The sequence below is a fragment of the Rhodoblastus sp. genome (genome assembly GCF_052145335.1).
Lineage (GTDB): Bacteria > Pseudomonadota > Alphaproteobacteria > Rhizobiales > Beijerinckiaceae > Rhodoblastus.
Genome location: NZ_JBKQOU010000347.1, coordinates 1 through 12,254, shown reverse-complemented (window position 1 = coordinate 12,254; position 12,254 = coordinate 1). Strand labels below are relative to the sequence as shown.

The 12,254-nt window shown below is 63.7% G+C and carries 12 protein-coding genes; 11 read left to right on the top strand and 1 reads right to left on the bottom strand.

Annotated elements, in window-relative coordinates:
- The 6 genes from ACLP2E_RS21120 to ACLP2E_RS21095 form a co-directional block, all read left to right on the top strand.
- Window positions 1-314 (top strand): DUF721 domain-containing protein (locus ACLP2E_RS21120; RefSeq protein WP_442467025.1); only part of this gene is annotated, 314 nt, incomplete at its 5' end.
- A gap of 91 nt (window positions 315-405) precedes the next feature.
- Window positions 406-633, top strand: a complete 228-nt coding sequence (locus ACLP2E_RS21115) for a hypothetical protein (RefSeq protein ID WP_442467024.1) — start codon at window positions 406-408, stop codon at window positions 631-633.
- Between the two features lie 664 nt (window positions 634-1,297).
- Window positions 1,298-1,966, top strand: coding sequence for a DsbA family protein (locus tag ACLP2E_RS21110; RefSeq protein ID WP_442467023.1), 669 nt, complete (start codon window positions 1,298-1,300; stop codon window positions 1,964-1,966).
- Window positions 1,967-1,978: 12 nt separating this feature from the next.
- Complete coding sequence (gcvPA, locus tag ACLP2E_RS21105) at window positions 1,979-3,325, top strand: aminomethyl-transferring glycine dehydrogenase subunit GcvPA (protein ID WP_442467022.1); 1,347 nt, start codon at window positions 1,979-1,981, stop codon at window positions 3,323-3,325.
- Window positions 3,322-4,872 (top strand): aminomethyl-transferring glycine dehydrogenase subunit GcvPB, encoded by a 1,551-nt coding sequence (gcvPB, locus tag ACLP2E_RS21100; protein ID WP_442467021.1) that lies wholly within the window; start codon window positions 3,322-3,324, stop codon window positions 4,870-4,872. The genes gcvPA and gcvPB overlap by 4 nt, the downstream gene beginning before the upstream one ends.
- Window positions 4,873-4,979: 107 nt before the next feature.
- Window positions 4,980-8,435, top strand: a complete 3,456-nt coding sequence (locus ACLP2E_RS21095; RefSeq protein ID WP_442467020.1) for a chromosome segregation SMC family protein — start codon at window positions 4,980-4,982, stop codon at window positions 8,433-8,435.
- On the opposite strand, the gene ACLP2E_RS21090 is transcribed toward ACLP2E_RS21095, so the two are convergent.
- On the bottom strand, window positions 8,436-9,026 hold the full coding sequence (locus ACLP2E_RS21090; protein WP_442467019.1) for a TMEM175 family protein: 591 nt from the start codon (window positions 9,024-9,026) through the stop codon (window positions 8,436-8,438). It lies immediately after the preceding gene.
- Between the two features lie 473 nt (window positions 9,027-9,499).
- Between ACLP2E_RS21090 and ACLP2E_RS21085 the strand changes: the two genes are divergently transcribed.
- From ACLP2E_RS21085 to ACLP2E_RS21065, 5 genes are all read left to right on the top strand, one after another.
- Window positions 9,500-9,853: an AtpZ/AtpI family protein gene (locus ACLP2E_RS21085; protein ID WP_442467018.1), complete on the top strand. Its 354-nt coding sequence runs from the start codon at window positions 9,500-9,502 to the stop codon at window positions 9,851-9,853.
- A 43-nt stretch (window positions 9,854-9,896) separates the two neighbouring features.
- Entirely contained in the window at window positions 9,897-10,658 is a 762-nt protein-coding gene (locus ACLP2E_RS21080) for a F0F1 ATP synthase subunit A (RefSeq protein WP_442464766.1), read from the top strand.
- A gap of 54 nt (window positions 10,659-10,712) precedes the next feature.
- A complete protein-coding gene (locus ACLP2E_RS21075) occupies window positions 10,713-10,940 on the top strand; it encodes a F0F1 ATP synthase subunit C (protein ID WP_442464767.1) in 228 nt (75 codons plus the stop codon).
- A 63-nt stretch (window positions 10,941-11,003) separates the two neighbouring features.
- Window positions 11,004-11,558 (top strand): F0F1 ATP synthase subunit B family protein, encoded by a 555-nt coding sequence (locus ACLP2E_RS21070; RefSeq protein WP_442464768.1) that lies wholly within the window; start codon window positions 11,004-11,006, stop codon window positions 11,556-11,558.
- Between the two features lie 11 nt (window positions 11,559-11,569).
- The gene (locus ACLP2E_RS21065; RefSeq protein WP_442467017.1) at window positions 11,570-12,040 is read left to right on the top strand and encodes a F0F1 ATP synthase subunit B family protein; all 471 of its coding nucleotides are present in this window, start codon (window positions 11,570-11,572) and stop codon (window positions 12,038-12,040) included.
- Window positions 12,041-12,254 lie beyond the last annotated feature (214 nt).

Below are 12,254 nucleotides of genomic sequence, written 5' to 3'. Positions count from 1 at the left end.
TTCCCGAATCCTCCGTAGAGCCCGCAACCCTCGTGCTGCGCGTCTCCGGCGGCATGGCCATCGAAATCCAGCATATGGCGCCGCAATTGATCGAGCGGGTCAACGCCCATCTCGGCTGGCGGGCGGTAGGACGGCTGGCGATCCGGCAGGGGCCTCTGCAAAAGGCCTTTGGGCCGAAACGTGTCGCCCCGCCCGACCCGCAAGCCCTTTTGCAGGCGCGCGAAGCGACCGAGGGCGTCGAGGACGAGAGGCTGCGCGAGGCTCTGGTGCGCCTGGGCGCGCGGGCGTTGCGCGGCCCGGCGGGACGGGAGTGAGGCCGAGCCCCCCAAAAGTGAAAAGGGTGGGGTGAAAACGCGATTTGCGGGGTTGCAGATGTTCACGTTATGTTTCACGTGAAACGATTGATTGCCGCAGTTTGACACCATCGCGCCTTTGTCCTTGAAATACAACGATTCTCTGGCGCCTGCCTTCGGTTCGCGCAAGAGCCGGAAAGCTGCTCGCCGCGCCGCCGCAAAATACAACCTTGCGGTTGAGGCGGGTGAAAACGGCGAAAAAAGATACGAAAACGAGCAAAAGTCGACGTGTTTATGCACAAATTATTCAAAAATCGCGCGTTTTTTCACATTTTTTTAGCTACGCTTCATCGGTAATTTTATGCAACCTGTGCGCGATTTTTCCACGCCGCGAGATGCGCCCCCCGTAGCCCTCGAAAAAGCGGGTGTCTGAAGCCGCCGATAAATGACACGAAACTTCAGAACCGTCATTGCGAGGAGCGAAGCGACGCGGCAATCCAATGGCCTCAAGAAAGGCCAGCGCCAAGTCGCGGCCACTGGATTGCTTCGCTCCGCTCGCAATGACGCTGCACTCAAATACGTGACGAAATAAGACTTATTACGCCGGCGGATTTGTTATTCCAAGTACGTCTGAGCTGGGTTGACGAGATCAATGATGCTAGATCAATTTCGCTAAACCTGCACTTTAAGCTCGGAGAGAATCTTGGCAAGCCGACGCGCACGTGATCATCGGCGCCAGCCCAAAGTTGGATTACTGTGACATTTCACTAAATTCATAATCTTCGGCGCCTGCCCGCGCTCGCTCCCACAGCGTGCGTCGATCCGAATTACGTCTAACCCGCCGCATGGACCTCAATCCCCGCCTCCGCCATTCGATCCGGTTCCCGAATCCCCGCCGCTTGCCTTTTCGCAACGTTCCACTCGCTTTATCCACTCCCTATTTTGCAGTGCGCCGCGCGAACGTATATGAAGGGCCATTGCTAACCTCACGCAGGATCGGCCCCATGTCTCCCTTTCGCTTCGGCGCCAATCGCCGTGATTTTCTCGTGTTTGGCGGCGCCTTGGCCGTGGCGGGCGCGCCCGCTCTGGCGCTGGCGCAGGGCGAATCGAAAGACGCGCCCGCCGCCAAGGCCCCGCTCGACCTGCTGATGGCCGAACCGCCCCTGCCCGATCTGTGGATGGGCGACGCCAAGGCGCCGGTCACCATCATCGAATATGCCTCGATGACCTGCAGCCATTGCGCCGATTTCAACGTCCGCACCTTTCCGCTGCTCAAGGCCAATTACATCGACAAGGGCAAGGTGCGCTTCGCCCTGCGCGAATTCCCGCTCGATCCGCTCGCCGCCGCCGCCGCCATGCTGGCGCGCTGCTCCGGCGACAAGCGCGAGGCCATGGTCGAACTGATGTTCGCGCAGCAGAAGAACTGGGCCTTCGTCAACAATCCGCTCGAAGGCTTGCGCGATCTGGTCAAGCAGACCGGCATGGGCCAGACCGCTTTCGACAATTGCCTCAACGATCAGGCGCTGTTCGAAAAGGTCAATTCGATCCGCGATACGGCGGCGCAAAAATTTGGCATCACCGCCACGCCGACCTTTTTCATCAATGGCGACAAGAAGCCCGGCGAGATCGCGCCGGAAGCTCTCGACGAAGTCCTCGCCCCCTATTTCAAGTAACGAGGTCCGCCCTTGCGCTATCTGCCGCTCAGTTCCGATGACCGCGCCGACATGCTGGCGCGCATCGGCGTCGAGACCATTGACGACTTATATGCCGACGCGCCGGCCGAGGCTCTGCTCAAGAGCCCGCTCGACCTGCCGCGCCGCAGATCGGAACTGGAGGTCGAGCGCCGCCTCGCCGCCATGGCCGCCAAAAACGTCGCGGCGGGGGCAAAACCGTTTTTCGTCGGCGCCGGCGCCTACAAGCATCACGTGCCAGCCAGCGTCGACCACCTGATCCAGCGTTCGGAATTTTTGACCAGCTATACGCCCTATCAGCCGGAAATCTCGCAGGGCACCTTGCAGGTGCTGTTCGAATTCCAGACCCAGGTCGCCAACCTGACCGGCATGGAAGTCGCCAACGCCTCGATGTACGACGGCTCGACCGCGGCCGCCGAAGCCATATTGATGGCGCATCGCGTCACCAAGCGGCGCAAGGCGCTGCTTTCCGGCGGGTTGCATCCCCATTACGCCGCGACGGCGCGCACCCTGTCGGAAATGGCCGAGGACGAGATGATCGTCCTGCCTCCCGACGCAAGGGCTGAGGAAGACCTGATCGGCGCCCTGGATGACAGCCTGTCCTGTCTGGTGGTGCAGAATCCCGATTTCTTCGGCAATCTGCGCGATCTTCGACCTTTGTCAGAGGCCTGCCATGCAAAGGGAATCCTGTTGATCGCCGTGGTCACGGAAGTCCTGTCGCTCGGCCTGATCGAATCGCCCGGCGCGATGGGCGCGGATATCGTCGTCGGCGAGGGCCAGTCGATCGGCAACGGCCTGAATTTCGGCGGCCCTTATCTCGGTCTGTTCGCCACGCGCGAGAAATTTTTGCGGCAGACGCCGGGACGCCTGTGCGGCCAGACCCTAGACTCCGACGGACGGCGCGGCTTCGTTCTTACCCTCTCGACGCGCGAACAGCATATCCGCCGCGAAAAGGCGACCTCCAACATCTGCACCAATTCCGGCCTCTGCGCGCTGGCCTTTTCGATCCACCTCTCGCTGCTCGGCGAGACCGGACTGAAGCAACTGGCGCTGATCAACCACGCCCATGCCGTGGCGCTGGCCGAAGCGCTGGAAAAGCGCGACGACGTTCAAGTGCTGAACAAAAGCTTTTTCAACGAGTTCACCTTGCGGGTGAAAGGCGACGCCGCCGCTTTCGTCGAGAACATGGCGGCGCGGGGCGTGCTGGCCGGCGTCCCGGTTTCGCGGCTTTTGCCCGGCGCCGGGCTGGACGACCTGCTGCTGGTCGCCTCCAGCGAAATCAATACGGACGAGGACCGCGCCGCCTTCCTCGCCTCGCTGGATAGGGGGATGGGCGAATGAACCAGCAGGGCCGACCCAGCCGCGCGCGTTTCGTCACCCAGCAGACGCCTCAAACCTTCACCTCCAATCGCGCGCTGGAAATCAGTGAGGCCTTGATTTTCGAGACGGGTCGCGAGGATTTCACCGGCGTCGATCTCGACGCGCCCGAGGCCTTCACTCCGCGCCTCGGCGGGCTGGAGCGCCAAAGCGCCCTCGGCCTGCCCGGCCTTTCCGAGCCGGAGGCGATGCGCCATTACGTGCGCCTGTCGCAGAAAAATTATTCCATCGACGCCGGCCCCTATCCGCTCGGCTCCTGCACGATGAAACACAATCCGCGCCTCAACGAGAAAATGGCGCGGCTGCCCGGTTTCTCCGACATTCATCCGTTGCAGCCCATTTCCACCGTGCAGGGCGCGCTGGAACTGATGCAGGAACTGGCCGACTGGCTGCTGGCGCTGACCAATATGCAGGCGGTGGCCTTGTCGCCGAAGGCCGGCGCGCATGGCGAAATGTGCGGCATGATGACGATCAAGGCGGCCATCGCTGCAAAGGGCGAAGCCGCGACGCGAAAAGTCGTGCTGGCGCCGGAATCGGCGCATGGCACCAATCCCGCGACCGCCGCCGCGCTCGGCTTTTCCGTGCGCGCCGTGCCGGCCGGGCCCGACGGCCTGGTCCATCCCGAAGCGGTCGCCGCCGCGCTTGGCCCCGACGTCGCCGCGATCATGCTGACCAATCCCAACACTTGCGGCCTGTTCGAGCGCGACATTGTCGAAATCGCGAGGCTGGTCCACGAGGCCGGGGCTTATTTCTACTGCGACGGCGCCAATTTCAACGCCATCGTCGGCAAGGTGCGGCCGGGCGATCTCGGCGTCGACGCCATGCATATCAATCTGCACAAGACCTTTTCGACGCCGCATGGCGGCGGCGGTCCGGGCGCCGGGCCGGTGGTCCTGTCGCAGCGCCTCGCCGCTTTCGCGCCGGTCCCCTTTCTCAAGCGCGACGGCGAGGCTTTGGGGCTGGTCGAACATACGAAGGGAACCCGGTCCTTCGGCCGCATGACGGCCTTTCATGGCCAGATGGGAATGTTCGTGCGCTCGCTGGCCTACATCCTGTCACATGGAGCGGACGGTCTGGCCAAGGCCTCGGAAGATGCGGTTCTCGCCGCCAATTATCTGCGGGTCGGGCTGTCGGACCTGATGTCGTCGCCTTTCGGCGACAAGCTGTGCATGCACGAGGCATTGTTCGACGATACCTGGCTCAAGGATACCGGCCTGACGACGCTCGATTTCGCCAAGGCGATGATCGACGAGGGCTATCATCCGATGACCATCTATTTCCCGCTGGTCGTCCATGGCGCCATGCTGATCGAGCCGACGGAATCGGAATCGCGGGTTTCGCTGGAGCTTTTCCTCGCCACCATGCGCGATCTCGCGATGCGGGCTCTGCGCGGGGACAAGGAGCGTTTTCTTGGCGCGCCTTATTTTGCGCCAAGGAAAAGGCTGGACGAGACAGGGGCGGCGCGCAAGCCGGTGCTGCGCTGGAGGCCGCCCGCGCCCGTTGAGGAGTGAGGGACCGAGTTTCCTTTTCCCCAACTTTTGCTCCGGTCCCGCTTGATTCATCGCTCCGCTTGGCCACTTGATCCATTGTGAAACAGGAGGCGCGCGACTCGAACGCAATGAAATTTGAAAAACTGCGACTGACCGGCTTCAAGAGTTTCGTCGAGCCGACCGATTTCGCCATCCACTCCGGACTGACCGGCGTGGTGGGGCCGAACGGCTGCGGAAAATCCAACCTCGTCGAAGCCCTGCGCTGGGTGATGGGCGAGAATTCCTACAAGCAGATGCGCGCCTCCGGCATGGACGACGTCATCTTCGCCGGCTCCGGTTCGCGCCCGGCGCGCAATCATGCCGAAGTCGGGCTGGTGCTCGACAATTCGCGACGCTCCGCCCCCGCCGCCTTCAACGATTCCGACATTCTCGAAATCACTCGCCGCATCGAGCGCGAGGAAGGCTCGACCTATCGCGTCAACGGCAAGGAAGTGCGCGCCCGCGACGTGCAACTGCTGTTCGCCGACGCCTCGTCCGGCGCCCGCTCCCCGGCCATGGTGCGGCAGGGCCAGATTGGCGAGATCATCGCCGCCAAGCCGCAGCAGCGCCGGCGCATTCTCGAAGAAGCCGCCGGAATCGGCGGCTTGCATTCGCGCCGCCACGAGGCCGAATTGCGCCTGAAGGGCGCCGAGGAAAACCTCGTCCGCCTCGAAGACGTGTTGCAGCAGATCGGCGCCCAGGCCGACGGCCTGCGCCGCCAGGCGAAGCAGGCCGCCCGCTATCGCACACTGGCCGCCGAAATCCGCCGCCACGAGGCGCTGATCGCGCTGATCGCCTTTCGCGAGGCCACCGCCGAGGCCGAGGAGGCGCAAAGCCAGTTCGAGGCCAATCTGCTCGATGTCGCCGAACGCACCCGCTTGCAAGCCGAGGCGGCGCGGACGCAGGCGCTCGCCGCCCATGCGCTGCCCAGCCTGCGCGAGGCCGAATCGCGGGCCGGCGCCGCCCTGCAAAGGCTGGTTCTCGCCCGCGACGCGCTCGATGGCGAGGAAAAGCGCGCAAGCGAGCGGAAGACCGAGCTCGAGCGACGCATAAACCAGCTTTCCGCCGATATTTCGCGAGAGCGCGCCCATTATGAGGATTCCGCCGCCGCGCTGGAGCGGCTGGAGTCGGAAGATGAGGAACTCGCCGCAGGCGCCGAGGACGAGGCCGATTTCGCGGAAGAGGCGCGGCTGAAATGCGAGCAGGCGGCTGAAAAGCTGAAAATTTCCGAACGGCTGCTGGAGGAGGCTCAGGACGCATGCGCCAACGCCGAGGCGCAGCGCAACGCCCTCGCCGAGACGGCGCGGCGCGAGGAACAGGCTTTCGCCCGGTTCCAAGCCGAACTGGCGCAGCTCGACGCCGAGATCGAGGATATCAGCGCCAGCGCCGAGCAGGACGAGGAATTAAGCGAAAGCCTCGCCGAAGCCGAACGCCTGCTCGACGCCGCCGCCCTTGCCGAAGAAGAGGCGCTCAACGCCGAAACCGCTCTGGCGCTGGCCCGCGACGAGGAAGCCTTTTTGCGCGGGCCGCTGGCGGAGGCCGAGCGCAAGGCGCAAAAACTCGAGACCGAAGCCAGCACCCTGCGCAAGTTGCTGCAATCGGGCGGCGACGGCGGCTGGCCCGCGGTAGTCGACAGAATCGTCGTCGCCAAAGGTTTCGAGGCGGCGCTCGGCGCGGCCCTGGGCGAGGATCTCGACGCCTCCGATGACGACAGCGCCCCCGCGCACTGGACGCTCACCCAAAGTGGCGGCGATCCCGCCTTGCCTCCCGGCGCCACGCCGCTGACCGAGTGGGTCAGCGCGCCGCCCGCGCTTTACCGCCGCCTTGCCCAGATCGGCCTGGTTCTGCGCGCACAAGGACCGGCGCTTCGCCAGCATCTGAAAACCGGCCAGCGGCTGGTCTCGGTCGAGGGCGATCTCTGGCGCTGGGACGGATTCACCCAGGCCGCCGAAGCGCCAACCGCCAGCGCCCGCCGGCTGGCGGAGAAAAACCGGCTCGGCGATCTGCAAATCGAGGCGCGGGAAGCACGCGCCGCCGTCGAAGTTTTGGAGAGCACGGCCGAGACCGCCCGGGCCACTGTCGCGGCTGCGGTGGAGGCCGACCAGCGCGCCCGCCAAACGGCGCGGCTGACGCAAAAGGCGCTGGCGGAAGCCCGCGAAAACGCCGGCGCCGCCGAACGCCGACAGGCGCAGGTGCTGTCGCGCCTCGCCAATCTGCAGGACGCGCGCAAGCGAACCGACGAGCTTTGCGGGGCGGCGCGCGAGCGGCTGATCGAATCACGTGCGGCCCTGGACGATCTGGCGGAACCGGCGACGCTGCTCGGCCAGCGCGACGCCTTTCGCACGAGAAATGCGCTCGACCGCGCCGAGGCCGCCGAAGCGCGGGCCGCCTTGCAGGCTTTTTCGCGGGAGGCGGAAGCCAGGGTCAGGCGGCGCGAGGCGATCGCCAAAGAGAAGAAATCCTGGCTCGACCGGCGGGCGCGCTCGCAGATCCAGAATGAGGAAATCGAGGAGCGGCTGACCGAGGCGCAGGAGGAACTCGTCCTGCTCGCCGAGGCCCCGGACGAGTTCCTGTTGCAACGGCGCTCGCTGGCGCAAAAAATCGAACAGGCGGAACAGGCGAAGAAAGACGCCGCCGACGCCCGCGCCGTCGCCGAAACCGAATTGACTGAGGCCGACCGCGCGGCGCGGGCGGCTGTCGAGGCGATGAGCGCGGCGCGCGAAATCCGCGCTCGGCTGGAGGCGCGCGCCGAGGCCGCGCGGGCGCGGCTGGAAACCCTGCTGCGCGACATCGCCCAGCAATTGCAATGCGGGCCGCAAGGCCTGCCGGCTCTCGCCGGCTATGCGGCAGGAGCGGAGGTTCCGGCGATGGACGCGGTTTCCGCTCGGCTCGCCAGCCTCAAGCAGGACCGCGAGCGGCTCGGCGGCGTCAACCTGCGCGCCGAGGACGAATTGGCGACGATCGAGGAAGAACAGGCAAAACTCGCCGCCGAACAGGCCGACCTCGCCCAGGCGATCCACAAATTGCGCGCCGCCATCGGCAGCCTCAACAAGGAGGGACGCGAACGCCTGCTCGCTGCTTTCACTCGAGTGGACGCGCATTTCCGCGAATTGTTCGTGCTGCTGTTCGGCGGCGGCGCGGCGGAGTTGCAGCTGGTCGAATCCGACGACCCCTTGGAGGCGGGGCTGGAAATTCTCGCGAAACCGCCGGGCAAAAAGCCCACGACCATGACGCTATTGTCCGGCGGCGAGCAGGCCTTGACCGCCATGTCGCTGATTTTTGCGGTGTTTCTGACCAATCCGTCGCCGATCTGCGTGCTCGACGAAGTGGATGCGCCGCTCGACGACGCCAATGTCGAGCGTTTCTGCGACCTGCTCGACGACATGCGGCGCAAGACCGACACGCGCTTCATCGCCATCACTCATAATCCGATCACCATGGCGCGGATGGACCGGCTGTTCGGCGTGACCCAATCGGAACGCGGTGTGTCGCAACTGGTCTCGGTGGAGCTGGAACAGGCGGAACGTTTGCTGGAAGCGAGCTGATCACTTCGGCTCGCCTTCGCCCTTGACCCGTCTCTCGATCCGCCTGTCCGGGATCAGCCAGATTGCCGCAACCGCCACATAAAACAGGCCGCCGATCCAGGGGCTGAACAGGGCGCCCACAATGCCGCACAGATAGAACAGGATCGAAATCCTGCCCTTGAAGTCGGCGCCGATGGCGCGATGCAGCAGGCTGTCGCTTTCATGCGTCCGCAACAGCGTCATCACCAGCACGGAATAGGCCAGCGCCGCCGCCAGCAGCACGCAGCCGTAAAGCGCCACCGGGATTTTGGCGAAATGGGTGTCGCTGGCCCAGGCGCTGGCGAATGGCAGCAGCGACAGCCAGAACAGCAGGTGGATATTGGCCCAGAGCACAACGCCGTCGACCTTCTCCACCGCGTAAAAAAGGTGGTGATGGTTGTTCCAGTAGATGGCGACATAGAGAAAGCTCAGCACATAGGCGAGAAAGGTCGGCCAGACCTGCGCCAGGTCCGAAAGATTCGCGCCGTGCGGCGGGTGGAGCTCCAGCACCATGATGGTGATGATGATCGCCAGCACGCCATCGGAAAAAGCCTTGATCCGTTCGCTCGACACATCAGCTCCCTTTCAAAGCCGTTCCGATGGAATCGGATGGGAATGGCTCCGGTTTTTTCGTTTAACGCCGCTTCTTCGCCAACCGAAATCGGCTTCGCTTGAAAACACTATCGCCAAGCCCAAGACTATTCCATCCGGCGCCCGACGAAAGCCGTCCTTTCGCCGCCCGGGCCGCCGCCACGGAAAGGCAAATGATCTGCGACCTTCGGAGACCCCCGATAAAAGAGCTTATTTTTTATTTATTTCCAATAGGTTAGGCCTGTCACAGAAAAGCCGCTCTTGTCTTGACAGGGCGGGGAGGCGCCAATATGGTGCGCGCGGTTCAAGAAGGCGGGATGAAACGCATCCTGTTTGAGTCCCGGTTCCTCATCGGGCGTCGTCCGGAAAACCTCCCGCGCTTGCGGCTGCTGCGATGAGTTCGTGCGGCCCGGCTTCCGATCTACGCCGGCGGCGTAGCGATTTGGAAAGAAAAGATGCGGGAAGGTCCGGAAGACGCCAATGAACTGAAGGCGCGCCTCGCCAAGTTGACGAGCGACCTTCAGACGCAGCGCGAAACCGGCCAAAAGGCCGATCGCAAAGCCGAGGCCGATCTCACCGACAAGGGCCTTGGGCAGGCGCTGAGCCTCGGCTTTCGCGTGCTGTCGGAATTTGTCGCCGCTGTGGTCGTTGGCGCGCTGATTGGCTGGCGCCTCGATCTATGGCTGGGAACGGACCCGGCGTTTCTGATCCTGTTGATGGGATTGGGCGTGGCGGCGGGTTTCTGGTCTGTATATCGCCTCGCGGTGACCCCGCCGGGGCCGCGCGACGGCAAGAAGCCGCCGCAATAACTCAGGTTGGCGGGGTCTCCCCGCAAAAAATGAAGGGCTGAACATGTCGGAAGCTGGTCCCGCGATTGATCCGATCCACCAATTCCACATTCATACGATCGCGCCCCTGAATATTTTCGGCGTCGACGCTTCCTTCACCAACGCTTCGCTGTTCATGCTGATCGTGTTCCTGGCCGTCGCCTTCCTGATGGTTCTCGGCACGTCGGGCAGCCATATCGTCCCCAACCGCCTGCAGGCGACGGCGGAAATGGCCTATGAATTCGTCGCCAGCACGGTTCGCCAGACCGCCGGCGATGCGGGGATGCGCTTCTTCCCCTTCATCTTCTCGGTGTTCATGTTCGTGTTCTTCTCGAACATCATCGGCCTGGTCCCCTACGCCTTCACGGTGACCAGCCAGATCATCGTCACTTTCGCCTTCGCCGCCTTCATCATCGGACTGGTGATCGTCTATGGCTTCTACAAGAACGGCATGCACTTCCTGAACCTGTTCGTTCCGTCGGGCGTGTCGCCGGTGCTGCTGCCCTTCATCGTGCTGATCGAAATCATTTCCTTCGCCTCGCGTCCGATTTCGCTCTCGGTTCGTCTCTTCGCCAACATGCTGGCCGGCCATATCACGCTGAAAGTGTTCGGCGGCTTCGTGGCGCTGTTGCTTGGCGGCGGCATTTATGCGCTGCTCGCCCCTCTGCCGCTGGTCGGCATCGTCCTTCTGACCGCATTCGAACTGCTGGTCGCTTTCCTTCAGGCGTATGTTTTCGCCATCCTCACTTGCGTCTACCTCAACGACGCAATTCACCCGGGCCACTGATAAATTTACTTCAACAACAAAGAGTCGCCCTTTAATATCTGATGGAGTTTTATGATGGATCCTGTTGCAGCTAAATACGTCGGCGCCGGTCTCGCCGCCATCGGCATGGGCGCCGCCGCCATCGGCGTCGGTCTGATCTTCGGTAACTTCCTCTCCGGCGCGCTGCGCAATCCGTCCGCCTCCGACGGCCAGTTCGGCCGCGCCTTCATCGGCGCCGCGCTCGCCGAAGGTCTCGGCATTTTCGCCTTCCTCGTGGCGATCCTGCTGCTCTTCGTGAAGTAATCTTTTTCGCGCGCCGGCGCCTGTCGCCGGCGCGCGAATTTTCCGTCAAAACAGGAACGACCCATGGCTCACGACGCTGAAGCGCATCACGCCGGAACTGAAGTCCCCGGCAATCCGGCGCAAGAGGGCGCGTTTCCGCCCTTCGACCCGGCCAATTTCCAGTCGGAACTGGTCTGGCTGGCGCTTGTTTTCGGCGCGCTCTATCTGATGATGTCCAAGGTCGCGCTGCCGCGCGTCGCCAATATTCTTTCCGCGCGCAAGGACAAGATCGACTCCGATCTGGCTTCCGCCGCCAAGGCGCAGGACGAAGCGGCCGCCGCCGCCGCCGCGCATGAAAAAACCCTCAACGAGGCCAAGGCCAAGGCGCAGGCCTTGGGCCAGGCCGCCCATGCCGACATGACCGCCCAGGCCGACGCCCGCCGTCACGCCTTGGAGGCCGATCTCAACGCCAAGCTCGCCGACGCCGAAGCGCAGATTTCCACGACCAAGACCGCCGCCATGGCCAACGTCGACAGCATCGCCACCGAGACCGCGCACGCCATTCTGCAGCACATCACCGGCCAACCGGCGGATGCCGCCGCCGTCGCCGCCGCCGTCGCCGCCGCCACAAAGGCCTGAAGGAGACTAAAATGGACGCAGAATTTTTCGTCGCCTTAGGCTTTGTCCTGTTCGTGATGCTGCTCGGCTATCTCGGCGTTCACAAGACTCTCAACGGCGCGCTCGACAACCGCATCGAAAAGATCAAGGAAGAGTTGGCCGAAGCCTCGCGCCTGCGCGCCGAAGCCCAGGCCCTGATGCAGAGCTTCGCCGCCAAGACCGCCGAAGCCGAAGCCCAGGCCGCAGGCATCATCGCCCAGGCCAAGACGGAAGCCGAAGCCATGGCCAAGGAGACGCAGCAGCGTCTTGAAGAATATGTCGCCCGCCGCACCAAGCAGGCGCAGGACAAGATCACTCAGGCCGAAGCCCAGGCCACCGCCGACGTACGCGCCGCCGCCGCCGACGCCGCGATCAAAGCCTCCGAAACGGTGCTGAAGACTTGCCCCACCGGCGCGGACTTTGTCGGACAGGGCATCTCCAGCCTGAAGACGCTGATCAACTGAGGGTTGCCTCGATAGGGATTGAAAAAGCCGGGACTTGCGTTCCGGCTTTTTTGTGTTGGAGAACGACGCGGAGGAGGCGCCCCTTCTCTCCTTGCGGGGCTTGCGGGGGGAGAAGGACTCAACGCCCGGCTGTTGTGTACACCCCGCTCACCCCGTGTTGCGCAGCCCCGCCGCGATGCCGTTGATCGCCAGCAAAATCCCCACCCGCGCCTTG